Source organism: Achromobacter sp. FW305-C-13 (genome assembly GCF_058783475.1).
Genome location: NZ_JBYSYN010000002.1, coordinates 750,741 through 774,626 on the forward strand (window position 1 = coordinate 750,741; position 23,886 = coordinate 774,626).

A 23,886-nucleotide genomic window follows, 5' to 3' on the forward strand; every position below is an offset into this window, starting at 1 on the left:
TCAAGGCGATGGCCGCGCGGCGAGCGGGGCGGCCGGAAGCCGCTGGGCGCGCTGGCTTAGCCACACGCTGGCCACCACGATCGCCATGCCGGCCAATTGCGCGGCGGAGAGGCGCTGGCCCAGCACGCCCCAGCCCAGCAGCACCGCCGAAATCGGGCTGAGAAAGCCCAGTGACGAGACCACCGCGGGTTCCAGCTTTGCGACGCCGCGGAACCACAGCACATAGGTCAGCGCCGCGCCGATCAGCCCCAGATAGGCCAGGCCCGTCACGTTCAAGGCGGTAAGCGGAGGCAAGGCGGGTTCGGCAAGCAACGCCACAGGTAGCAGCAGGATGCCGCCGGCGGTCAATTGCCACGAGGTGAAGGTCAGCGCGGACACGGGCGGCTGCCAGCGGCGGCTAAGCACGGTGCCCAGCGCCATGGATGCGGCGCTGGCCAAGCCGGCGGCAATGCCCACCGGATCCAGCGCGGCCTTGGGCGTCAGCACCAGCAGCGCCACGCCGGCCAGGCCGCTTAGCGCCGCCACGACGGACAGGCTGCGGATCGGCGAGCCCAGCAACGTGCGGGCCAGCAGGATCACCACCAGCGGCTGGATTGCGCCCAAGGTCGCAGCCACGCCGCCGGGCAGGCGGTACGCAGCCACGAACAGCAGCGCCCAGAACACCGAGAAATTCAGCGCGCCCAGGATGAACGCGCGCAGCCACCAGATGCCCTGCGGCAACTGGCGCACGGCCAGCAGCAGCAGGATGCCGGCCGGCAGCGCACGCAGCATGGCGACGGTCAGCGGATAGTCCGCGGGCAGCATCAAGGTGGTGACGACGTAGGTGCTGCCCCAGATGGCGGGCGCCAGGGCGGTCAGCAGAAGATCGGAACTGCGGCTCATGATGGTCGTTCTCGTTTGGCTCAGGCCTACAGACTAATTGAATCGTCGCCATAAGATAATATCCATTCCATTAGCAATATCATTCACTGTAGGTGAATAATCAATGGATCATCTAACGGCGTTGAAGGTCTTCAGGCAGGTCGTGGAGCAGGGCGGGTTCGCGTCGGCGTCGCGCCAACTGGGCTTGTCGCCTGCCGCCGTCAGCAAGAACATCGCCGAGCTTGAACGCCACGTCGCCGCGCGGCTGCTGAACCGCACGACCCGCCGCATGAGCCTGACGGAAGCCGGCACGCGCTACTACGAGCAGGTCGCCCGCATCCTGGATGATCTGCAAGAGGCCGAACAGTCGCTGGGCCCCATGCAGCGCGAACCCGCCGGACTCTTGCGCGTGAGCGCACCCATGTCGCTGAGCCTGCTTCGCATCTGTCCCGCCGTTCCCGCGTTTCTGGAACGCTATCCGCAGGTGTCGCTGGACCTGAACCTGGAAGACCGGCGCGTCGACATCGTGAAGGAAGGTTTCGATCTGGCGATCCGCGGCACCGACCGGCTGGAAGACTCCAGCCTGGTGGCCCGAAAGCTGATGACGCTGGATCACGTACTGTGCGGGGCGCCGTCCTACTTCAAGCGCGTGGGCGTGCCGGCGTCGCCCGAGGCCGTTCGGGGCATGGAGCGCGTGCAGTTCACCTTGTCGGGCCACGCCGATGAATGGGTCTTCACGCGCGCGGGGCAGACGCAACGCGTGCCCGTGCATGGGCGGTACAAGGTCAGTTCCAGTCTGGCGGTGCGCGATGCGTTGCGGGCGGGCTTTGGCGTCAGCCTCGTGCCGCGCGTATATGTGCAGGAAGATCTCGACCGCGGCGCGCTGCAAGCCGTGCTGCCCGATTGGCTACCGGTCGAGACTTACGTCTATGCCGTCTATCCGTCGCGCCGCCACATGGTGGCGAAGGTGCGCGCGTTTGTGGATTTCCTGGTGGAAGAATTGGGCGCGCGCCAGCCTTGACCGCCGCGCGCCCGCCAGGCGTCAATACATGTGCTGGCCGCCGTTCATGGCCACATTGCTACCGGTCATAAAGCCCGCCAGGTCGCTGCAGATGAACGCGACCAGCGCCGCGACTTCCTCGGGCTGGCCCAATCGGCCCACGGGGATCTGCGGCAATATCTTTTCCTTCAATACCTCCTCGGGCACCGCCTGCACCATGCGCGTGTCCAGATAACCGGGCGACACGGTGTTGACCGTGACGCCCTTGCTGGCCAGCTCCAGCGCCAGCGATTTGGTGAAGCCGTGTATCCCGGCTTTCGATGCGGCATAGTTGGTCTGTCCGAACGCGCCCTTGCTGCCGTTCACGGACGAGATGTTCACGATGCGGCCCCAGCCGCGGTCCGCCATGCCGCCGCATAAGGGCTGCGTCATGTTGAACATCGAATCCAGGTTGCTGTGCATCACTTCGGACCAGTTTTCGAAGCTCATCTTGCGCAGCCGGGCGTCACGGGTGATGCCGGCGTTGTTGACCAGGATGTCGATCTGGCGGCCGTCGCGTTCCAGCCGCCGCATCAGCGCCTGGCACGAGGCGTAGTCGCCCACGTCCACCTGATAGATGGCGAAGCGCCGTCCCTTGGCCGCTTCTTCGTCGACCCAGGCGCGCGTGGCGTCTTCGCTGGCGTGGTAGGTGACGATGACGTCATGGCCGGCGTCGGAAAGTGCCAGGGCGATGGCCCGCCCCAGGCCGCCGCCGCCGGTGACCAGCGCCGTGCGCTTAGCCGTCATGGCGCCCACCCGGCTGGCTGGCGTCGCGCATGGCCGAGCAAGCCGCGGCCATCTGGTTCGACATCGTGGACCACATCTGCGTCAGGGGCGACGTGCCGGCGGCCATGCCGGCACCGGTGGCGCTCTTGAACCAGCCGCTCATGGCCTCGCCCAGCCCGGCCGCCAGCGCTGCCTGCTCTTCGAGCGCGGCGTGGGTGATGGCCTGGCTGGCTTCCAGCTGGCATTGCCATTGCTTGCGCGTGATCTCGCCCAGGGCCGGGGCGATCTGTTGCCAATCTCCGCCTTGCTTCAGCGGGCCGAGGGTGTCCAGGTACCGGGCGGCGTTGTCGTCGGCCAACCGGCGGCCAAGTTCCATCCAGCGTTGCTGGCTTTCTTGCGCAAGCTGGGCCAGCCGTTGGCAGTAAGCGGCATTGGCGCCGGCGATGCCTTGGGTCGTGGGGGCAGTAGTCTTCTTCATCATCCGTCCTTTTAAGAGAGTGGTAAGGGGTAACGAATCAGTCTCAAGCCATCTGGCTCAAGGTCTTGCGAAAACGCGCCAGAGAAAACGCGAACAGGACTGTGCCGATCAGCGCCAGCGCCAGGAAGGGCTGCCACACGACGCTTAAGCCCGCGCCGCGGTAGAGGATTGCCTGGCCGAGTTCCACGAAGTGCGTGGTGGGGGCGGCCAGCATGATGTGCTGCACAAAGTCCGGCATGCTTTCACGCGGCGTGGTGCCGCCGGACAGCATTTGAAGGGGCAACAGGACCAGTACCAGCAGCATGCCGAATTGCGGCATGCTGCGCGCCAGCGTGGCCATGAAGATGCCCATGGAGGTCGTCGCGAAGAGGTGCAGCGCCGCTCCCGCCAGGAACAGCGCCACGGACCCTTCGATCGGCACGTGTAACAGGCCACGCACGATGAAAGTCAACGATAGCCCAGCGGAGGCCAGTACGACCAGCCCCATCGACCATACCTTCGCCACCATGATTTCGGTGGGGGTGACCGGCATCACCAGCAGGTGCTCGATGGTGCCGTGTTCGCGTTCGCGAATGAGCGCGGCGCCGGTCAGGATGATGGACAGCATGGTGACGTTGTTGATGATTTCCATCATCGCGCCAAACCATGCCTGCGTCAGGTTAGGGTTAAAGCGCATGCGCACGGCCAGCTCCACCGGCAGTTCGGTGGGTGCGCGGTAGCGTTTGACGAATTCGTTGATCTCGTCGGTGACGATCTGCTGGATGTAGCTGCTGCCGGTGAACGCCTGGCTCATGCGGGTGGCGTCCACGTTCAACTGGATTTCCGCCGGACGGCCGGCCAGCACGTCGCGTTGGAAGTTCGGGGGGATGTTCACCGAGAATGTGTACTTGCCCGCATCCATGCCGGCATCGGCCTGGGCCGAGGTGTTGAATGCGGGGGGCGTGAAGTGCGGCGGATAGAAGGCCGACGCGATGCGCGCGGATAGCGGGGAGGCGTCCTCGTCCACCACGGCAATGGGCGCGTTGTGCAGGGTTTCGGGCATCGCCGTGGCCGCCGTATAGATCATCAGCGTGAACGACACGGCGATCAGGATCAGCATCATCGGGTCGCGCGCCAGGCTCCACAGCTCCTTGACGCCCAGACGGAAGATATTGGCCAGGTGTCTCATTCATGCCTCCTGTTTCTTCAGCAGGAGCACCGAGGCGCCCAGGATGATCGGGATGGCGGCCAACAGCGGCCAGAACGACCCTTGCAGCGCCGTGAAATCCAGCGCCTTGCTGAACACGCCGCGGCTGATCGTCAGCATGTGCGTGGCGGGGTAGACCTGCCCGATCAACCGTCCGCCGCCTTCCAGCGACGACACCGGATTAAGCAGGCCGGCGAACTGCACGGCGGGCACCAGCGTGCCGATCATGGTGAAGAACAGCGCCGCGATCTGGCTGCGCGTGAACGTCGAGGCCAACAGACCGATGGCGGTGGCCACCACGTTGTAGATCAGCGCGGCCGCCAGCAAGGTTGCGAAGCTGCCGGTGATGGGGACGCCGAACAGCGTGACCGCCAGCAAGGTCATCAGCAGGAAATTCAGCATCGCCAGCGCCACGTAGGGCGCCTGCTTGCCCAGGAGGAATTCCAGGCGCGTGACCGGCGTGACGTACAGGTTGATGATGGATCCCAGTTCCTTTTCGCGCACGACGGCCAGGGCCGTCAGCATCGCGGGCATCATGAGCAGCAGCAGCGGAATCACCGCCGGCACCATCGCCGGCAGGCTGCGCACGTCGGGGTTGTAGCGGAACCGCGTTTCGATGCTGACTGGCTGCGTGGCGTTGGCCCCCAGCCGTTCGCGAGCCTGCTGCATCAGCCAGCCCTGATGCATGCCCAGCACATAACCGCGGATGGTTTCGGCGCGCTGTGGCATGGCGCCGTCAATCCAGACGCCGATCTGCGCCTGCTTGCCGCGCGCCACATCTCGGGCGAAACCCTGCGGGATCTCGATCGCCAGCGACAGCTCGCCGCTGCGCATGCGCGCATCCATGTCCTGGTAGTCCTTGATGGGTGGCTGCTCGATGAAGTAGCGGGAGCCGGACAGGTTCAGGCTGTAGTTCTGGCTTAGCGTGGTCTGGTCACGGTCCATGACGGCGTAGCGCAGGTCTTCCACATCCAGGCTAATGCCGTATCCCATCACGAACATCAGCAGCAGAGATCCCACCAGGGCCAGCGTGGCGCGCACCGGGTCGCGCCGCAGCTCCAGCGATTCGCGCCACATATAGCTCAAGGCGCGCTGGAAGCTGAAGCCGTGATGCGGCGCCGGGGCGGGCGCGTCGGCGGGCGCGGCATCGGCCGCTTCGGCCCCGGCTTCGGGCTGCGTGCCGGCGCCGGCGTCGATCAGATACGCGATGAACGCCTCTTCCAGCGTCTTCGCGCCGCGCAAGCGCGTAATTTCGGCGGGCGATGCGCTGACCAGCACCTTGCCCGCATGCATCAATGACATCCGGTCGCAGCGCTGCGCCTCGTTCATGAAGTGCGTCGAGATGAAGATGGTGACCTGGTCCTGCCTGGCCAGCGCAATCAGCAAGCGCCAGAAATTGTCGCGCGCAACCGGGTCGACGCCCGAGGTGGGTTCGTCCAGGATCAGCAGTTCGGGTTTATGCACCATGGCCACCGCCAACGACAGACGCTGGCGCACGCCCATTGGCAGGCTCTCGGGCAAGCTGTCCAGCGCGTCGGCAAGGTCAAAGCGCGCCACCATCTCGTCCACGCGGCCCGCAATCTCGGCTTCCGGCACATGGAACAGGCGCGCGTGCAGCACCAGGTTCTGCCGCACGGTCAGTTCGCCATACAGCGAGAAGGCCTGCGACATATAGCCGACGCGACGGCGCGTGTCGATGTTCTGCGGGTCGACTTCCTGGCCGAACAGCCACGCCTGGCCTTCGCTGGCGGGCAACAGGCCCGTCAGCATTTTCATCGTCGTGGATTTGCCGCAGCCGTTGGACCCCAGGAAGCCGAAGATTTCGCCGCGACGGATGCGAAAGTTCACGTGGTCCACGGCCACGAAGTCGCCGAAGCGCATGGTCAGGTCGCGGGCTTCGATGGCGATTTCAGCCTGGTCGTCGATGGCCAGCGGCACGATTTCCACCGGCTTGTGGCCGCGGCGCTTGGCCTCGGGCAGCAGCGCGATGAAGGCGGCTTCCAAGCCGTCTGCGCCGGTGCGCTCTGTCAGCGCTACCGGGGTGCCGGTGGCCAGTACCCGGCCCTCGTCCATGGCGATCAGCCAGTCGAAGCGCTGCGCCTCGTCCATGTAGGCGGTGGCGACGATCACGCTCATGCCCGGGCGTTCGCCCCGTATCTCGTTGATCAGGTCCCAGAATTGCGCACGCGCCAGCGGATCCACGCCGGTCGTCGGTTCGTCCAGGATCAGCAGGTCGGGGTCATGGATCAGCGCGCAGCACAGGCCCAGTTTCTGCTTCATGCCCCCCGACAGCTTGCCGGCTGGGCGCGACAGGAATGCAGACATGCCGGTGCTGCGCGTCAGGCTGTCGATGCGCCGCCGCCGTTCGGCCTCATCATGGCCGAAGAGGCGGCCGAAGAATTGCAGGTTCTCTTCCACCGAAAGGGTGGGGTACAGGTTCTTGCCCAGGCCCTGCGGCATGTAGGCGATGCGCGGGCAGACCGCGTCGCGGTGGCGGCTGCTGGCCATGTCGCCGCCCAGCACGTCGATGCGCCCTTCCTGCACGGCGCGGGCGCCCGCCACCAGCGCCAGCAGGCTGGACTTGCCCACGCCGTCGGGGCCGATCAGGCCCACCATGCGACCGGCCGGGATGTCCAGCGTGATGCCGTCCAGGGCCACGGTCTTGCCGTAGCGCAGGCTGACGCCTGCCAGCGTGACAACGGGAGGGGCGGACGTGTCCATCAGGGCACGCGGACTTCAAGGTTGGCGGGCCATGCCGCGTCGGCGTCCAGCTTCAGCCAGGCGACGCCCGGCAGGCCGGTCTTGACCTGCTTCAGATGCTGCGCAAGCAAGTCCGGGCTGATCTGCGCCTTGACGCGGAACATCAGCTTCTGGCGTTCACTGGCGGTCTCTACCGTTTTAGGCGTGAACTGCGCGGTGCTGGCCACGAACGACACCTTGGCCGGAATGACGTATTGCGGGGCGGCGTCCAGGATGATGCGCACGTCCTGGCCAAGCGCTACGCGTCCGGCCGCCTGCTCGGGCAGGAAGAAGGTCATGTACACGTCGGACAGGTCCACCATGTTCAGCACTTTTCCGCCGGCGCCCAGCACTTCGCCCGGTTGCGCCACGCGGTATTGCACGCGGCCGTCGCGCGGGGCGCGCAGTTCGCTGTCCGCGATATCGGCGTCGATGCGGGCGATGGTGGCCAGCGCGGCGGTGACGGCCGACTGGGCGCCCACTTGCGCGGCGCGCGCCGCGTCGATGGCGGCGGCGGCTGCGGTCACCTGCGCACGCGCGGCGTTCACGGCAGCCTGCGCGCTGCGCACGCGTGCGCGGTCGTCATCCAGTTCCTGGATCGACGATGCGCCTTCCTTGGACAGGGTTTCGGAACGCGCCAGCCGGCGGCGCGCGGCATCCGCTTCGCTTTCGCGTTGCGCCACCACGGCCTCGGCGGCCAGCTTGTCGCTTTCGCGCTGGGCCACTTGCGCGGCGGCGCTGGCGGCGCTGTTGATGGCCTGCTGATGCTGCGCGCGGGCCTCTTCGCGCTGCGCGTTCAGCGTGTCGATCTGCATGCGGGCGAGCGGTTGGCCGGCCGTGACGAAATCGCCTTCAATGGCCAGCACGTCCTGCACGCGACCGGCCAGCTTGGTGGCCACGTCGATCTCGGTGGCCTCGATGCGGCCGTTGCCGCTGATGAAGCCGTCGCCCGGTCCGGTGTCGGCCAGCAGGCGCCAGCCGGCATAACCCGCCGCGGCCACCGCCAGGGCGATCAGGATGGGAATCAGTTTTCGGGAGGGCAGGCGCATGGTGTCGATTCCTTGGATTTATTGGAGGGCGGCGTCGGCCGTGGCCGCGGCCGACGCTTGCGTGCCGCCGCCAAGCGCGGCATACAGGCCGACTCGGCTGGACAGCAAGGCGCGGCGCGTCTGTACCAGTGTTTGTTGCGCGGCCAGGAGGTCGCGCTGGGCATCCAGCACCTCCAGGTAGGGCGACGCGCCGTGGTCATAGCGCAGCTGCGCCAGGCGGGCGCGTTCTGTCTGCGCGGCGACGGTAGCGCGCAATACCTCCACTTGCTCGGCCAGCCAGTGCCGCGCCGACAGCGCGTCGGACACGTCGCGGAAGGCGGCCTGAATGGTTTTCTCGTAGCCGGCTACGGCCTGGTCGCGCCGTGCCTCCGCCAGGTCCAGCGCGGACTGGCGGCGGCCGGCGTCGAAGATCGGCAGGCTGATGCTGGGTGCGAAGTTCCAGGCGCGGCTTGCGCCCGAGAACAGGCCGTCGAGCTCGGCGCTGGCCGTGCCGAACGCACCCGTCAGCGTGATGCTGGGCAGGAAGGCTGCGCGGGCCGCGCCAATGTTGGCGTTGGCCGCTTGCAACTGGTGTTCTGCCGCGACGATGTCGGGGCGGTTGACCAGCAGGTCCGAAGGCAGCCCGGCCGGAATTTCACGCATGACGGCCGTATCGTCCAGGGGTTCTGCCTGTTCAGGCAAGTTCAGCGGGGCGCCCACCAGCAGCGCTAGCGCATGGGCCTGTTCGGCACGGATGCGCTCCAGGTCCGCACCCAGTGCGCGCGCTTGCTGCCACAACGTCTCCACCTGGGTCAGGTCCAGTTTGGAGATCGCGCCCACTTCGAACCGGCGGCGGAAGATGCGCAGTGATTCGGCGCGCGACGCGATGGTCTCGCGGGTCAGTTCCAGCCGTTCATCCAGTTCGCGCAGCGTCAGATAACTGTCGGCCACTTGCGTGATGAGGCTTAGCGTGGCGGCCTGCGCTGCGGCGTCAGTAGCCAGGTAGTTTTGTAGCGCGGCGTCCTTCAGGCTGCGCACGCGGCCCCAGAAGTCCAGCTCCCAGCTGGCCAGCCCCAAACCCACCTGATACTGGCTGCTGACTTGGGGCTGGCCCGTCAGGTTCAGGTCGCCCGGCACGCGGGCGCGGGTGCCGTCGGCCTGCACCCCCACGGTGGGAAACTGATCGGCGCGCTGGATGCCGTACAGGGCGCGCGCTTCTTGCACACGCGCCAACGCCGTGCGCAGATCGCGGTTGTTGACCAGAGCGGTATCGATCAATGCCTGTAGCGCAGGATCGGAGAAGTACGTCCGCCAAGGGATGTGCGACGCGGCCAGTTCGGCGGGGCGGGCCGCCGGCGCATCGTAGGCGGCCGGCACGGGCAGGGCAGGGCGGCTGTAGGGCGGCGCCATGGACACGCATCCGGCCGCCATCAGCAGGGCCAGCATGGCGGGCGCGATGCGCAGGGCGGTTTTGACTGGAAGCGGACAACGGGTCATGCATGGGTCTCCAGCGCAGGGTGGGCCGGGCGCGTCCTTGGCGGACAGGCTTGTGGCCCGACGCCTGGACGGACCCGCTACCCGGGTCATGCAACCATTGTGCCGAGGACGCGGCGCACATTCCTTGATGCGCATCAAGTTAGCGACTGACCAGTCGGTTTTTAATGGCGGAAATTGTTCGAGGGATCCGCCATGCGCGTGCAACGCCGCCGTTTACCTCCTGCCGTGCGCGTCGGGCAGATTCTGGACGCGGCATTGCAGGCTTTCTCGCAAGCCGGCTATGCCGGCACGAGGATGGACGACATCGCGCTGCAGGCCGGCTTGTCCAAAGGCGGCCTCTATGCCCACTTCTCCAGCAAGGAAGCGGTGTTCGAAGCCTTGCTGGCGCGCCATCTGGACCCGGCCCCGCTGGATGTGGATGCCGTGGTCGACGGCGCCTCGTCGCCCGGCCATCTGGCCGAGCGCATCGTGAACCATCTGTATGCCAGCCTCGCCGACCCGGCCACGGTCAGCACGATGCGGCTGCTGCTGGCCGAAAGCGGCCGCGTGCCGCATCTGGCGGCGCGCTGGCGCCGAGAGACCGCCGGCGCGCGCCAGGCGGACATCGGCAGGGTGCTGCAGCGCGCCCGGGCGCGCGGGCTGTGCGGCGATTGCCTGGCGCTTGAGCACCCTTGGCTGCTGTTGGCGCCCGTCATCCACACGATCGTGATGTCGGCGCTGATGGGGCCGCAAGAACGCGTGAACCTGGCGGCGCGGCGCCGGGGGCACGTGGCGCTGATCCGCCGGCTGCTCGAGCCGGAAGTCGCGGCCTGACGCGCAACCGGTCTTAGGGCAGAATTGCGCCCGGCGCGGGCGTGGTGGCGCACCCCGCCGCAAGTTTCTTGACGCTGAGTCTCGCTTGGTGTCCTATCCATTCACGGAGTCATTGCACATTGACGGAATATCCAGCGAGGCGCTTTTGTCGACATCAGGGATGACGGTTCGTGTGCCATCTTGGCGCTATCTGCCGGTGGCGTTCGCCTTGGTTGTTCCCGTCCTGCTGTGCGTGGGCTGGACCTGGCTGCACGCCAAGAATGAGCAGCGCAGCGCGGCTGAAGCCGCGGCGAAGATCGTTCGCGTCCAGGTCGACAACATGCTCTCCCAGGCCTGGACCCTGCTGGACCGCGTGGCGGAACTGACGCCCAAGCCCTGCGCCGAGGTGCTGTCCACGTTGCAGCGCTGGAGTTCGCTGAATCCGTATTTCCGGTCACTGATCCTGGCGAACAACGAGCATATCTACTGTTCGTCTGTCGTAGGAGACGTGGACTTCACCCTTGGCAATTTCCGCCATTGGTTCGAGGGCATCCCACCCGAGCGCTGGCTGTTTTCGGTGGCGGGCACGCCGCTGGCGCCAGGACGCCCCGCGATCCTGCTGGGCAAACCAGGAGTGCCGGGCTATAGCGGCGCGGTGGCGGTGGACGGCCGTTACGTGCTGGACTTGCTGAACGCCGTGGCGACGCTGGGCGATTACCGGTTCGAGCTCACGGTGGGTAAAGGGGCGCCTATTCGCAGCGACTCCTGGAATGCGCGTCAGGGCCCTGCTGAACTCGTATACGAGGAGGTCACACGCGACAATGGCGGTGTGGCGCTGTCCATCAAGGTCATGGCGCCATCCGAAAGCGTGGTGAGCGCCTGGCAACAACTGATGCTGAGCTATTTGCCGGTGGCCATGCTGATCGGCGCCGGGCTGGCGTTTGCAGCCTACCGCCTGCAGGCGAACCGGCTGTCGTTCAAAGAGCAATTGCGCCGCGCCATGCAGGCCGATGAGTTCCAGGTGTACTACCAGCCGGTGTATGGCCAGTTGACGGGGCAATGCGAAGGCGTCGAGGCGCTGATGCGCTGGAACCGGCCGGGCGTGGGCTTCGTGCGGCCGGACATTTTCATCGCTGCGGCCGAGGCCGAAGACATGATCATTCCGCTGACGCAGCACCTGCTGAGGTTGATCGAACGCGACCTGCAAACGTGGCAGACGCCGCCGGACTTTCACATCGGCGTGAACATCGCGCCCGAACACTTGTCCAGCCCCGGGCTGGTGCCCGAAATTCAGGCTTTCCGGGCGAACGTCGCCGCGCGCCGTCCGTTGATCGTGCTGGAGATCACCGAACGCAGCCTCATCTCGGATAACGGGCAGGCCCGCCGCAATATCGATGCGCTGCGTGCAGAAGGTGTGCGCGTGGCCATCGACGATTTCGGCACGGGCCACTGTTCGCTGTCGTACCTGCAGAAGTTTCCCGTGGATTACCTGAAGATCGACAAAGGCTTCGTGCATGCCATCCAGCCCACGGGCGAAGAGGCGCCGGTGCTGGACGTGATCATCACGCTGTCGCATCGGTTGAACCTGGCGGTCGTGGCCGAGGGCGTGGAAACGCAGGTGCAGTTCGACTACCTGACCTCGCGCGGGGTGGCGTTCATCCAGGGCTACCTGTTCGCGCGCCCCATGCCCTCAGCGGAATTCGTGCCCTGGTATGCCGGGCATTCGCCGCCCGGCTTTCAGCCCGCCTGAAACGCTCAGGCAGGCTTGGCCGGGGTCGCGGCCTTGGCGAAGAACAGGTCGGTGATGGCCTGGCTGTCCATGGGCTCGCCGTTGATGGCGCGCGTCAGCAGTTCGGCGCCCAGCAGTTGCACCGAAAACACCATGTCGGGCTGCACGCGGCGGATCTTCTCCAGATGCTTGCTGGTGTTGACCAGCGCCACCGTCTTGGCGCCGCTGTCACCGGTGGCTTCCTTGGCTGCCAGCACGATGAACGCGTTCTCGGCGTCGTCGGCGCGCAGCGCCAGCACATAGCGCGCACGGGTCACGCCCGCGGAGTGCAGGACTTCCACGCTTGACGAGTCGCCTTCGATCAGGTCTGCAGCGGCGGGATATTCCTGCGCCGAACCGGTAGGCACGATGACCGTGACCTCTTCGCCGCGCCGCCGCAGGCCGTCGTAGACGCTCAGCGCCAGCGGGGTCTCGCCTGCAATGATGATGTGGTTTTTACGCATGGCGGTGGAGAATCTGCCTTTGACCAGCCGCTTCAGATTCCCGCCGATCACCGGGCCGGCGATCGCGCTGATGGAAGTGGCGAATACGGTGATGCCAAGAATGATAATCGACGCGGTGAACAGCCTGGCAGTGATGGTGTGCGGCGTGATGTCGCCATAGCCCACCGTGGACATGGACACGATCGAGAAATAGAACGCGGTGCCCGCCTCGGTGACGGGCGGATTGAATTCGTTGCCCAGGTACAGCGTGCCGAACACCGCGTAGATCAGTAGTGACAGAACACTGACCAGCGCGAATAACGAACCCGCGGTGACACTGGCGCGGTCAAAGCGCCGCCAGTACACAATCAACGCAATGACCAGCACCAGCGTGTAGATGCCCAGTCCCGCGCGGCCGCCATCACCCAAAATGCCGAAGGTGCCGATGCCGATCAACAGCACCAGCGAGAACGCCCACGCGATGCGGGCCTTCAGGATCAGGCCCAGCGCAATCACCTGCAAGCCCACGCCAAGCACCAGGCGGGGGATTTCCAGCAGGCCCACGACGCGCATCACTTCATGCCAGTTGTCCAGCGCCAGCCAGAAGGAATACTCGCGGGCGCGCACCTCGCGCAGCACCGGGTGCATGAAGGCGTATCCGTCCAGCGCCACCAGGATGGCCAGGCACCAGTTGGGCGGAAAGAACGCCAGCACTTTTCTGAAACGCTGCCGCAGGGATGGGAGGGTGATGGGCATGGGAAGCTGTGTCCTTTTCCGCCATTTTAGGATGGCGGCCACAACGCTTTGCTATATCTAATAGGTATAGAAGGCTATCAACAAAGAATTACTGGATTCACGTCCGAGGTCCTAAACTTCCTCCATCACGCGGCTATCCAAGAGGAAAACCGCTGATACGGGCGATAAGCCCGCCAGCAGTCAGGGCGGGCCCAGACCCCGGGCGTTGATCACGTTGCAGCTTGTGCGGGGACTAGAGACCCCGCTCAGGTTCACGGTCGGACCGTGCGTGAGTAGTATGAGGCACGAATGTTGGAATCGCGTGATCCAGGTAGAAGGCATCAGTGCCGGCTGATGACTCCGGGTTCACGTGTTGTTTTAGCGCGGCGTCTTACCTCTCGGGGGCAGCGCCGCGTTTTTTTCGCCTGTCGCATTGCACGACCGGCCGGGCCGCCGGGCCTTGCTGCCCGGCTCGCCTTACGGGGTCGCCTTACGTTGACGCGCTTGCGTCCGCCGTCTCCCGGCGCCAGTCTTCCAGCCCGTCCACGCGGCTGTCATCCCCAACATCCCGATAGTCCAGATCCAGCGTGATGTCCGCGGCGAACATATAGCCCCAGCCATGCACGGCGCGGATCGGCAGCGTCATTTGATTGGCGGCCGCCTTGCGCCGCAGGCGGCTGATCATCACATCCACGAAGCGGCGGCGCGTGATGCCGCTGTCGGCATCTTCCGCGCCATCGGCGTAGAAAGCGTCGCGACTGACTTTGCGGTCGGGCGCGGTGACCAGGCGCGACAGGAAGTCGCGTTCCCCGGTTGTCAGGCCCAGTATGCGGCCCGCCGGGTTGATCAGGGTCCAGCCTTTGTTCGCCAACCGCCAGGTTTCCTGCACGGGCTCATCCGCGTGCGTATCGGGCGCGGCGTCCATGCCGTCCAGCCCCACCGCGCGCCGCACCAGCGCCTGCAGCACCGCGGCTAGCTCCAGTCCGCTGACTTCAGGTGGCAAGCAGGCATCTGCCCCGCAGAGCAGGGTGCGGATGCGGCTTTCGGTGTCCGCGAAGGTGGCGATCGCCACGATGCCCAGGCTTCGGTCCACCGCGCGCAGGCGGACGGCGGCGTTGTGGATATCGGGCAGCGGCGCCTCCAGCACGATCAGCGGGCTGGGCCTGCGGGAATAGCGGTCATAGACGTCCACCAGGTCGTAGCAGCGGCGGACGCTGAAACCCAGGTGGGACAGGGCGTCCACAAGCCTGGCGTGCCTGGCATCGTCCTGCCCGAGGAAAATGACATCCAGCGTGTTGTTCATTGATGCTTCCAATGAGGTGGCGCGGCATGGAGGCGGCGCTGGAAGAGGAGGCGCGTTGGCGTCGGCAGTCCTGGCATACCCCCCCTCTCCCTAAGCTGCGCGCCATGACGGGACCGTCTGGCGGTGTTGTTTGAATGTGGGCGAGAGGTCTGGACAACTTTGTCCAGGTTCTATGTGCTTGCGGCCAGCCTTGGCCGGGCCCGGGATCCCGTTCGGCGCGTGGCCGACGCGCTGTCGCCGTTGGCCGCCGATGACCCGATCCTGCATGGAAGTCACGCCCGTGTTTCATTTAAACACGGGCGTGTTTTTTTGTGAAGATACGTTTCTGTAGTTTCTGTTGGTAACTTCAGAAGTGGGTGAAACCCCCAGGAAAGGGTTGAAACACTGTTTGTTTTGGCGTTTGCGACAGCAAATTATTAAGTATTACCGATACATTATTTTCTATTTTTTATCCAAAAATGCCCATAAACTTGTGCGGGTTTTTTGGCGCGCTAAGCGTCCGAGCGCGCGCAGGGATGCCTTGCACAGACTTCCCTGCACTTGCGGTAAGTCAATGGCGGATATGGGGTTTTTTATTTTTCGCCGGCATGAGTTGAAGCGGGGCGAGCCGTGGGAAGCGGCAGGCAAGCAGGCGATTGTTGCGATTTACGGATTAACCCTGAAATTGGGGTGCAATCCGTTTATTTGGCATCAGTATTGAGATGTTTTAATCAAATAAATAAATTCATATTAATGTCTCAGGTTGATCGATTGGACACGTTTAGCCATCGTCTGCGCAACGCAAGAATGCTTCAGGGATGGACTCAAAAGGACTTGGCAGTCGCAAGCAACCTGTCGCAAAGCGCCATCGGCAACTACGAAAGCGGGCAACGCCTGCAACCCTCAAGCGATGCCCTCATCAAGTTGACCCGCGCCTTGCGGGTCAGCCCGATGTGGCTCAGCACCGGAGAGGGGCCGATGCTGAATTCCGGTTATGCCGATCCGCCCGTCAGTGTGGGAGAGATCGCCCAGCCGCCTGCCTGGCCGTTCGAATCGGTCTCGTACGCGACCTACTCGCGGCTGAGCTCCCAGGAAAAGCGGCAGATCGAGCTTGTGCTGGCCGCCTACATCAAGGCGCGCGGCGAATAGATCCCAACGCTTGACCCGGTTGCGCGGGCCGTCGCACATCCGCCGCCTGCGCTTGCCCGCGGCCCCGCGGTTCGCTGCGCAACCGGCTGCGCAGGCGTTCCACGGGATCGGCGATCAAACCGTTCAGCAGTGCCGAGAACCCGATACAGCCCGTGACCACCAGCGCCGCAAAGAGCATGGGTTGATGCACTTCGACCTCGTTCAACAGCCAGCTGAAGAACATGATCACCAGCGAATGGCAGATGTAGATGGGATAGCTTAATTCGCCGATCGCCTTGTCCAGCCGGTGCCGCGACTGGAACAGGAACGCCAGGGGCAGCAGGGCCGCGAACAGCAGGACTGCCAGCGCGTCGCGCACGTTGTGGTTCAGACCGATTGAAAAATGAAGCAGGCAATAGACGCACAACACGGCGGTGCCCAGTTCCGGCAGGCGGTGGATGCGCCGTGTCCAGGCCTTGCAGCGCGGCAGCAGCACCTGGTGCGACAACGATCCAACCAGGAACAGCGCGAGCTCCGTGGGGAAGAAGCGGTACGTCCACGGGTCTGTCATGCCGATACCGGTTGCGACAAGCACCGCGCGCAATGCCAGCGAGGCCGCCAGCAGCGCTATCAGCCGGCGGGGGGAGTGCAGCACGAAGGGGGCCACCAGATAGAAGCTCATCTCCACGCCCAGCGTCCACGCCTGCGGCACCAGCAGCCCCTGATACAAGGGCACCTCGCTATGCGCGAAGCTACCCGTGAAGACCAGGGCTGAGTGTTCAATGCCGAAGAACATCAGCCAGTCCTGGCCCAGGATGAAAATATTAGCTAGCACCAGGAACAGTTCCGCGGAAAAGGGCAGAGCGTCGTAGATGCGGAAAAAGGCGCCGCCGCTCATCACATGCGCCATCAACGTCAACGCCGCTACCGCCAGATAGATGGGAAACAGCCGCAGGAAGCGGTTGGCGTAGAACTTGCCGGTTGCGCCCTGGTAGTTGTCCGTCGCGGTCAGCACATAGGAAATCAGGAAGCCCGAAATCACATAAAACAGCTGCACCGCCAACCGGCCGCCGACCAGGTGATCGGCATTGCCGCCACCCAGGTGGTCCAGCACCACTGACAGCGCCAGTAAGGTTCTTAAAAAGCCCATCGCCGTGTCTCCCGGTCGTCTTATTGTTTGGCCCCTCGGGCCGGACACCTGCGTCTGCGGTACCGCTGTGACCGGTGGCGTCTGCCCGTGCTGCACGGGTGGGCCGGCAAGATGGTCTGCAATGATTCTGCGCGTCGCCCGGGGGCGCCGCCATGCGGCATTCGATGCAGCCCCCTGCCTCATCGGCGTGAGTACGGGGGCGCGGCTTGCTGCTTTTGGATACGGCTGTAGGGGGGAGAGAAAGGGCGTTGCGCCCCAGTGCCGGTTACAGTCGAGGGTGTGAATTTCTTAGGAGTCCCATCCATGCTTACTCATTTGTCTTCGCGTTGCCGGTTGCTTTGCCTGAGCCTTCTGACCGTGGCATTGGCGGGTTGCGCGGGGTCCACGGGGGGCGCGCGCGCCGAAGGCGCAGCGGCGGCCAACGCCGCCAGCAGCGCGGATTCGCTGGCGCAGACCAGCTGGGAATTGGTGCGATGGACGCAAGCCGGAGGCGCGCTGCGCGACATCCCGCACGGCGACAACGGCGAACCGGTGCGCCTGACGTTCCTGGCGCAAGGCAAGCAGTACCAGGTGAACGGTTTTTCGGGCTGCAACCGCTACATGGGCTCCTATAAGCTGGAAAGCGGCAAGCTCTTCATCAACGCGCCTGCCTCCACCCGCATGGCGTGCGCCGCACCCGAGCGCGCCAAGCTGGAAGCCGATTACCTGCGCGGCCTGACCATCATTGACACGTTCACGCTGGATAGCGGCGGCGCGCCGCGGCACCTGACGTTCAATCTGCGCGGCGGCGACGTCCTGGAGTTCGAACGACGCCAGGATCCCCCCACGCCGTAACGCGCGGCGCAGCGGATATCCGTTTCAGGATGTTTTCGCGCTGAAAACAGGGTCGGGGCACGCCTACAATGGCGCTGCCCGACCCTGGCGTGTCGCCTGGGGCCAGGGAATTCCTTGCATTCCGGGAGACCCCCATGTCCTTTACCGCTTCCTTGCGCTGGCTTCTGCCGTGCGTCCTGTCCGTCGGCCTGGCCGCTTGCGCATCGCCTCCCCAGCGGGCCGCAGACGGGCAGGATCCTCGCTACCAGCCCGCCTCGGCGTCGGACATCCTGGCGCAGACCAGTTGGGACCTCGCACGCTGGACCCAGCCGGGCGGCGGTTTGCGCACCATTCCGCATCCGTCCACGAATTCCCGTCCGCTAACCGTCACCTTCATCCATGACCGCGGCGCGCCGCGCATGTCCGGCTTTGCGGGCTGCAACCAGTACAACGCGCCCTATACCGTCGCTAACGGGCAACTGATCGTGCAGGCGAATCCGGTGGCGACGATGATGGCCTGCGCCCCGCAGAACATGTCGCTGGAGCAGGACTTCCTGGCGGGCCTGACCCGCATCACCGCGACGTCGCTGGACAACACCAACAATCCGCAGCGCATGACGTGGGTACTGAGCACCGGGGATACCCTGGACTTCGGCCGCCGTGTCGACCCGGTGGCGGGTGGCCAGGCGGGGCCGACCAAGCTGGTCTATGTGAATTCCGAACGCGTGCCCTGCAACGCCGGCGCGGGGCGCACCCAGTGCTATCAGGTGCGCGACAGCGCTTCCCAGCCCTGGCAGTTCTGGTATGGCGACATCACCGGCTTCAACTTCCAGCCGGGCATCCGCTACCGCCTGCGTGTGGTCGAAGTCCCCGACCCGAATCCGCCGGCAGGCGGCTCGTCCATGCGCTGGGTGATGGACGCCGTGATCGAGCAGGAAATCGTCAATCGTTGAGCCGGATCAAGGCGGGCGGCGGGCGGGGCAACCCGCCCAGCGATTACTATTACGGGCTTCGCCGTCCGCTTTCCTTCGCTTTGCCATGACTTCCGTCGTCAATATCGCTGCCTACAAATTCGTTTCGCTGGATGCCCTGTCCGACCTGCGCGCCCATCTGCTGGCCTGGGCCGGCGCCGCGGCGCTCAAGGGCACCATCCTGCTGGCCGAAGAGGGCATCAACCTGTTTCTCGCCGGCTCCGCCGAGGGCATCGACGCCTTCCTGCAGACCTTGCGCGCGGACGCGCGCTTTGCCGACCTGGAAGTCAAGTTCAGCCATAGCGAAGGCGTGCCGTTCCGCAAGCTGCTGGTGAAGATCAAGCGCGAGATCATCCGCATGGATCACCCTACCATCCGCCCCGAAGCCGGACGCGCCCCGGGCGTGGACGCGCAGACGCTGGCGCGCTGGCTCGCGCAGGGCGCGGACGATGCCGGACGGCCCGTCGTGATGCTGGACACCCGCAACGCGTTCGAGGTGGACGAAGGCACGTTCAAGAACGCCATCGACTGGCGCATCGACCGCTTCACGCAATTCCCCGCAGCCGTGCAGGCGCACCGCGCCGAACTTGAAGGCAAGACCGTGGTCAGCTTCTGCACGGGCGGCATCCGCTGCGAGAAAGCCGCCATCTACATGAACGAGGCCGGCATCCAGAACGTGTATCAACTGGACGGCGGCATCCTCAAGTACTTCGAGGAAACCGGCGGCCCGGGCTACGAGGGCAAGTGCTTCGTCTTCGACGAACGGCACTCGCTGGACCCGGAGCTTGCGCCTAGCAAGTAAGGTTTTCTGCGGCGGATACTGACGGGAATCCGTCCGCTTTGGCACGTAGCCCACATCGCCGCTGCACGTTGACGCGCTACCGTTCCCCTGATGGCTATTGATCAGGAGAAACCCATGACGATTCAACCCATTTCACGCCAGGCGACCCCGGTTACCGCGGAACGCCAGCCCAGCGCGCGCATGCCGGCTCGCACCGTGGCAGCACGCCTCGTACCGGGGCATCGCAACAGTATTGCGGACGTGCTGGCGACGCCCGGCGCTGCCGATATCGAACTCGAACTTCCGCAGCGGCGAAGGCCGGCTGCTGCCGCGGACTTTGCGTGATGTTCATCCTGGACACCAATGTGGTGTCTGAACTGCGCAAGGTTCGGACCTTTGATGGCAGAGTGCTGCCCGTCGATGACGCGGTGGCGTTGCGCGGCGCGCAACTGCATGTGCCGAATGCACAGCCATTGTTCGACGGGCTGATCGCCGCTACGGCCCTGGTTCACGACATGACCGTAGTCACCCGGGACGCGTCGGATTTTCTGCCTTGCGGCGTCAAAGTGTTCAATCCCTGGCAAAGCGGGGGCGCAGTTTCCTGGCCGCCAACGCAAAAACGGCCAACTCGCTGAGCTTGCGCGAGTTGGCCGTTTGGCCTGGTGGGCGTTGCGCGATCAGCGCACGCGCATGCCGGGTTTCGCGCCGGGGAACGGTTCCAGCACGTAGATGCCGGCGTCCACGGCTTCGTCCGCGTGGCTGGCGGCCAGCACCATGCCTTCGGATACGCCGAACTTCATCTTGCGCGGGGCCAGGTTGGCCACCATGACGGTCAGCTTGCCGATCAGGTCTTCCGGTTTGTAGGCCGACTTGATGCCCGAGAACACGTTGCGGTGGCGGCCTTCGCCCACGTCAAGCGTCAGGCGCAGCAGCTTGGTCGAACCTTCGACGTGTTCGCAATTGACGATCTGCGCGATACGCAGGTCGACGCGGGCGAAGTCGTCGATCGAGATCGTTTCGGCCAGCGGCTCGCCACCGGGCACCACGACCGGTGCGGCGGGCGGTTCGAACAGGTCTTCCAGCATTTGCGGTTCGACACGCTGCATCAGGTGCTTGAACGGCGCGACGCGCTGCGGCAGGACGGCGGCATCGGCCCACGTGAACGGCGCCTGGGCGCCGAAGAGTTCCAGCGCCACGCGCTCGGCCAGCGACGGCAGCACGGGGGCCAGCATCACGGACAGGGCCTTGAAGCCTGCCAGCGAACGCGAGCAGATGTCCTGCAGCGCGGCCTTTTGCGCGTCGTCCGCCGTGGCGATGCCCTTGGCCAGCACCCACGGCTGGGCCGTGTCGAACGCCTGATTGATGCCGTCGGCGTAGGCCATGATTTCGCGGATGGCGCGGTTGTATTCGCGGGCTTCGAACGCGGCGCGGATGGATTCGGCCTGTTGGGCGTATTCCGCCGACAGCGCGGCGGTGTCGCCCGAATAGCCCAGGGCGCCGTCGAAGTGCTTCGTAATGAAGCTGGCGGCGCGGCTGGCGATGTTGACGTACTTGCCGACTAGGTCGCTGTTGACGCGGGCGATGAAGTCTTCGGGGTTGAAGTCCATGTCTTCGACGCGGGCGTTCAGCTTGGCGGCAATGTAGTAGCGCATCCACTCGGCGTTCATGCCGATTTCCAGATAGCGCAGCGGCGAGATGCCGGTGCCGCGGCTCTTGGACATCTTTTCACCGCTGACGGTGATGAAACCGTGCACGTTCACCGCGTCCGGCGTCTTGCGGCCGGCGAACTTCAGCATCGCGGGCCAGAACAGCGCGTGGAAATACACGATGTCCTTGCCGATGAAGTGGACTTGTTCGGTGGTGCCATTGGGATCGAGCAGGGCGTCGAAATCCAGGCCCTTGACTTCGCAGTACGACTTCAAGGACGCCAGATAGCCGACCGGCGCGTCCAGCCACACATAGAAGTACTTGCCCGGCGCATCGGGGATCTCGATGCCGAAGTAGGGCGCATCGCGCGAAATGTCCCAGTCGCCCAGCTTGGCTTCGCCGTCTTCGGCACCCAGCCATTCGCGGGTCTTGGCCAGCATTTCCGGCTGCAGGTGCTTGCCGCCATTGGCGTTCGAACCCGTGGTCCATTGCTGCAGGAATTCCACACAACGCGGGTCGGACAGCTTGAAGAAGAAGTGGTCCGACGACTTCAGCACGGGCGTGGCGCCGGTCAGCGCCGAGTACGGGTTGATCAGCTCGGTGGGCGCATACACCGCGCCACAGACCTCGCAGGAATCGCCGTACTGGTCCTTGGCGTGGCACTTGGGGCACTCGCCCTTGATGTAGCGATCGGCCAGGAACATGCCCTTGACGGGGTCGTAGAACTGCTCGATCGAGCGCGTTTCGATCAAGTCCTGGGCTTTCAGCGCGCGATAGATGTCGTGCGACAGCGCGACGTTCTCGGCGGAATCCGTGGAATGCCAGTGGTCGAAACGGATGTGGAAGCCGTTCAGGTATTGCGGGCGCTCAGCGGCGTAGCGGGCGACCAGCGCCTGCGGCGTGATGCCTTCCTTTTCAGCCTTCAACATGATGGGCGCGCCGTGCGCGTCATCCGCCCCTACGAAGTGCACCGTGTGGCCCGCCATTCGCATCGAACGAACCCAGATATCGGCCTGGATGTACTCCATGATGTGGCCGATGTGGAAAGATCCGTTGGCGTAGGGCAGCGCAGTGGTGACAAATAGGGTGCGAGACATGGTTGTCAGTAGAGGTTGAGGGGAAAAAGGGGATTGGCCGGCCATTTTAGGGCAACGGCGCAGACTTGGCGGCCGCAGGGGGCGCCGGTGCCCGGGAATGACGCAACCCGCCTATCGCAATGCAGCGAACGAGGCGGGTTGAGGGAGGCGGCCAGACGCCGCATGCGGGCGACCCACGCGAAGGCGCCGGGATGGCCTGCCCAAGCATCGGCCGACTTGCGCCGCAGGGCGGCGCAAGCGCTTACGGGAAAGCCGCCGTCAGCGGATTTCGCGGGCTTCGACGTCGATCACATCGCCGCGCGGTTGCGTGGCGAAGGGGGCGGTGGCGGACTGGAACGGACCCGGGCGGGCGCCTTGGCGCTGGCTCCAATAGGCGCGAACGCCGAAAGGTTTGCCGCGCACCTTGGCGACCACGTACAGGATCGCCACGGCGATCGCCGTGGACAGCATGAAGACCAGCGCCATCGCCATGCCGATCAAGGCCAGGGCGGCGAATAGGACGGCACGGAAGAAGCGGATAAGTGTGTTGGTCATGAAGGTCGGATGCAAAACGCAGCGAAAGGTTCCCGTGTATCCGCTATCCTTTAGGGGATGGCGGCCCGCAGAAGCCGCGCTGCCTACGGAACCATAGTGACATGAGTATAACGATAGAACACATCCGCGCCGCTTTGCGCGCCGCGCACGACCCGAACACCGGATTGGACCTAGGCGTTTCTGTAAAAGATCGTGACATTCAATTAACGGGGCCGCGTGTCGCCCTGACGCTGGAACTGGGTTATCCGGCCGACGGCGTCCGCGACCAGATCCGCGATATTGCCGTGGCGGCCCTGGCAGCAGCCGGCTCGCCGGACGCGCAAGTCACCGTTACGTGGAAGGTTGCCGCCCACGCGGTGCAGAAGGGCCTGAAGCCCCTGCCGAACGTGCGCAACATTATTGCAGTGGCCTCGGGCAAGGGCGGCGTGGGCAAAAGCACCACCGCCGTGAACCTGGCGCTGGCCCTGTCCGCCGAAGGCGCCAAAGTCGGCCTGCTAGACGCCGATATCTACGGCCCCAGCGTGCCGACCATGCTGGGCATTTCCGGCCGTCCCGAAAGCCTGGACAACAAAAGCATGGAACCGCTGACGGGCCACGGCCTGCAAGCCAATTCCATCGGATTCCTGATCGACGCCGATTCGCCCGCCATCTGGCGCGGCCCCATGGTGACGCAGGCGCTGGAGCAATTGCTGCGCCAGACCAACTGGCGCGACCTGGACTACCTGATCGTCGACATGCCTCCGGGCACGGGCGACGTGGCGCTGACCCTGGCGCAGAAAGTGCCGGTGGTGGGTGCCGTCATCGTCACCACGCCGCAAGACGTGGCGCTGCTGGACGCCCGCAAGGGTTTGCGCATGTTCCAGAAGGTGGAAGTGCCGATTCTGGGCGTGGTCGAGAACATGGCCATCCATATCTGCTCGCAATGCGGGCACGCTGAACACATCTTCGGCGAAGGCGGTGGCCAGCGCATGGCCGAGCAGTACCAGACGCCCTGGCTGGGCAGCCTGCCGCTCACGCTGGCGATTCGGGAACAGACGGATGCCGGCACGCCGACCGTGGTGTCGGACGCCGGCAGCGAAGCGGCTTCGCTGTATCGGGGTATTGCGCGCAAGCTGGCTGAGGGCGTCGCGGCGCTACCGCGCGACATGGCCGGAAAATTCCCGTCCATCGTCGTGCAGCAGCCGACCTGAC

22 protein-coding genes are annotated in these 23,886 nt (G+C 65.1%); 10 read left to right on the forward strand and 12 right to left on the reverse strand.

Annotation, left to right across the window (positions count from 1 at the left end; genetic code table 11):
- A complete protein-coding gene (locus tag AC3WMU_RS14940; protein ID WP_424922748.1) occupies positions 1 to 882 on the reverse strand; it encodes an EamA family transporter in 882 nt (293 codons plus the stop codon).
- Positions 883 to 985: 103 nt separating this feature from the next.
- Between AC3WMU_RS14940 and AC3WMU_RS14945 the strand changes: the two genes are divergently transcribed.
- Positions 986 to 1,882, forward strand: coding sequence for a LysR family transcriptional regulator (locus AC3WMU_RS14945; protein ID WP_006226162.1), 897 nt, complete (start codon positions 986 to 988; stop codon positions 1,880 to 1,882).
- Positions 1,883 to 1,903: 21 nt separating this feature from the next.
- Here the strand turns inward: AC3WMU_RS14945 and phbB are convergent, their stop codons facing one another.
- From phbB to AC3WMU_RS14975, 6 genes are read right to left on the reverse strand one after another with little or no spacing between them, the layout of a single operon-like run.
- Entirely contained in the window at positions 1,904 to 2,647 is a 744-nt protein-coding gene (phbB, locus tag AC3WMU_RS14950) for an acetoacetyl-CoA reductase (RefSeq protein WP_006226163.1), read from the reverse strand.
- Positions 2,637 to 3,107, reverse strand: a complete 471-nt coding sequence (locus AC3WMU_RS14955; RefSeq protein WP_006226164.1) for a hypothetical protein — start codon at positions 3,105 to 3,107, stop codon at positions 2,637 to 2,639. The genes phbB and AC3WMU_RS14955 overlap by 11 nt, the downstream gene beginning before the upstream one ends.
- Before the next feature lie 40 nt (positions 3,108 to 3,147).
- Positions 3,148 to 4,272 (reverse strand): ABC transporter permease, encoded by a 1,125-nt coding sequence (locus AC3WMU_RS14960; RefSeq protein ID WP_006226165.1) that lies wholly within the window; start codon positions 4,270 to 4,272, stop codon positions 3,148 to 3,150.
- Positions 4,273 to 7,011 carry a ribosome-associated ATPase/putative transporter RbbA gene (rbbA, locus tag AC3WMU_RS14965; RefSeq protein WP_006226166.1) on the reverse strand — a complete coding sequence of 913 codons (2,739 nt, stop codon included), beginning with the start codon at positions 7,009 to 7,011 and terminating at the stop codon, positions 4,273 to 4,275. It lies immediately after the preceding gene.
- The gene (locus tag AC3WMU_RS14970; RefSeq protein ID WP_006226167.1) at positions 7,011 to 8,078 is read right to left on the reverse strand and encodes an HlyD family secretion protein; all 1,068 of its coding nucleotides are present in this window, start codon (positions 8,076 to 8,078) and stop codon (positions 7,011 to 7,013) included. The genes rbbA and AC3WMU_RS14970 overlap by 1 nt, the downstream gene beginning before the upstream one ends.
- A gap of 18 nt (positions 8,079 to 8,096) precedes the next feature.
- Positions 8,097 to 9,554: an efflux transporter outer membrane subunit gene (locus AC3WMU_RS14975; RefSeq protein ID WP_492282587.1), complete on the reverse strand. Its 1,458-nt coding sequence runs from the start codon at positions 9,552 to 9,554 to the stop codon at positions 8,097 to 8,099.
- A 192-nt stretch (positions 9,555 to 9,746) separates the two neighbouring features.
- On the opposite strand from AC3WMU_RS14975, the gene AC3WMU_RS14980 reads away from it, so the two are divergent.
- Entirely contained in the window at positions 9,747 to 10,367 is a 621-nt protein-coding gene (locus AC3WMU_RS14980) for a TetR/AcrR family transcriptional regulator (protein ID WP_280029827.1), read from the forward strand.
- A gap of 208 nt (positions 10,368 to 10,575) precedes the next feature.
- Positions 10,576 to 12,096 carry an EAL domain-containing protein gene (locus AC3WMU_RS14985; protein ID WP_234704824.1) on the forward strand — a complete coding sequence of 507 codons (1,521 nt, stop codon included), beginning with the start codon at positions 10,576 to 10,578 and terminating at the stop codon, positions 12,094 to 12,096.
- A gap of 5 nt (positions 12,097 to 12,101) precedes the next feature.
- Here AC3WMU_RS14985 and kch read toward each other — a convergent pair whose 3' ends face one another.
- Together kch and AC3WMU_RS14995 are read right to left on the reverse strand one after the other, a co-directional pair.
- Entirely contained in the window at positions 12,102 to 13,313 is a 1,212-nt protein-coding gene (gene kch / locus AC3WMU_RS14990; RefSeq protein WP_280029826.1) for a voltage-gated potassium channel protein, read from the reverse strand.
- A 469-nt stretch (positions 13,314 to 13,782) separates the two neighbouring features.
- Positions 13,783 to 14,595, reverse strand: coding sequence for a response regulator transcription factor (locus AC3WMU_RS14995; RefSeq protein WP_006226172.1), 813 nt, complete (start codon positions 14,593 to 14,595; stop codon positions 13,783 to 13,785).
- A gap of 732 nt (positions 14,596 to 15,327) precedes the next feature.
- Between AC3WMU_RS14995 and AC3WMU_RS15000 the strand changes: the two genes are divergently transcribed.
- Positions 15,328 to 15,723, forward strand: coding sequence for a helix-turn-helix domain-containing protein (locus AC3WMU_RS15000; RefSeq protein WP_081534315.1), 396 nt, complete (start codon positions 15,328 to 15,330; stop codon positions 15,721 to 15,723).
- On the opposite strand, the gene AC3WMU_RS15005 is transcribed toward AC3WMU_RS15000, so the two are convergent.
- Complete coding sequence (locus AC3WMU_RS15005; RefSeq protein WP_492282588.1) at positions 15,704 to 16,852, reverse strand: acyltransferase family protein; 1,149 nt, start codon at positions 16,850 to 16,852, stop codon at positions 15,704 to 15,706. The two genes, AC3WMU_RS15000 and AC3WMU_RS15005, sit on opposite strands and share 20 nt — an antisense overlap.
- 303 nt (positions 16,853 to 17,155) lie before the next feature.
- Here AC3WMU_RS15005 and AC3WMU_RS15010 point away from each other — a divergent pair, with 303 nt between their 5' ends.
- From AC3WMU_RS15010 to AC3WMU_RS15030, 5 genes are all read left to right on the forward strand, one after another.
- Positions 17,156 to 17,686: an META domain-containing protein gene (locus tag AC3WMU_RS15010; protein ID WP_035213732.1), complete on the forward strand. Its 531-nt coding sequence runs from the start codon at positions 17,156 to 17,158 to the stop codon at positions 17,684 to 17,686.
- Between the two features lie 134 nt (positions 17,687 to 17,820).
- Positions 17,821 to 18,618 (forward strand): META and DUF4377 domain-containing protein, encoded by a 798-nt coding sequence (locus AC3WMU_RS15015; protein WP_492282589.1) that lies wholly within the window; start codon positions 17,821 to 17,823, stop codon positions 18,616 to 18,618.
- 85 nt (positions 18,619 to 18,703) lie between these two features.
- Positions 18,704 to 19,438 (forward strand): sulfurtransferase, encoded by a 735-nt coding sequence (locus tag AC3WMU_RS15020; protein WP_492282590.1) that lies wholly within the window; start codon positions 18,704 to 18,706, stop codon positions 19,436 to 19,438.
- Between the two features lie 114 nt (positions 19,439 to 19,552).
- Complete coding sequence (locus AC3WMU_RS15025; protein ID WP_006226178.1) at positions 19,553 to 19,762, forward strand: hypothetical protein; 210 nt, start codon at positions 19,553 to 19,555, stop codon at positions 19,760 to 19,762.
- The gene (locus tag AC3WMU_RS15030) at positions 19,762 to 20,052 is read left to right on the forward strand and encodes a PIN domain-containing protein (protein ID WP_424922747.1); all 291 of its coding nucleotides are present in this window, start codon (positions 19,762 to 19,764) and stop codon (positions 20,050 to 20,052) included. The genes AC3WMU_RS15025 and AC3WMU_RS15030 overlap by 1 nt, the downstream gene beginning before the upstream one ends.
- 42 nt (positions 20,053 to 20,094) lie before the next feature.
- Here AC3WMU_RS15030 and metG read toward each other — a convergent pair whose 3' ends face one another.
- Both metG and AC3WMU_RS15040 read right to left on the reverse strand, forming a co-directional pair.
- Positions 20,095 to 22,161, reverse strand: a complete 2,067-nt coding sequence (gene metG, locus AC3WMU_RS15035) for a methionine--tRNA ligase (protein WP_006226180.1) — start codon at positions 22,159 to 22,161, stop codon at positions 20,095 to 20,097.
- Positions 22,162 to 22,419: 258 nt separating this feature from the next.
- On the reverse strand, positions 22,420 to 22,695 hold the full coding sequence (locus tag AC3WMU_RS15040; protein ID WP_006226181.1) for a hypothetical protein: 276 nt from the start codon (positions 22,693 to 22,695) through the stop codon (positions 22,420 to 22,422).
- A gap of 101 nt (positions 22,696 to 22,796) precedes the next feature.
- On the opposite strand from AC3WMU_RS15040, the gene apbC reads away from it, so the two are divergent.
- Positions 22,797 to 23,885, forward strand: a complete 1,089-nt coding sequence (gene apbC / locus AC3WMU_RS15045) for an iron-sulfur cluster carrier protein ApbC (RefSeq protein ID WP_492282591.1) — start codon at positions 22,797 to 22,799, stop codon at positions 23,883 to 23,885.
- Position 23,886: the final 1 nt, after the last annotated feature.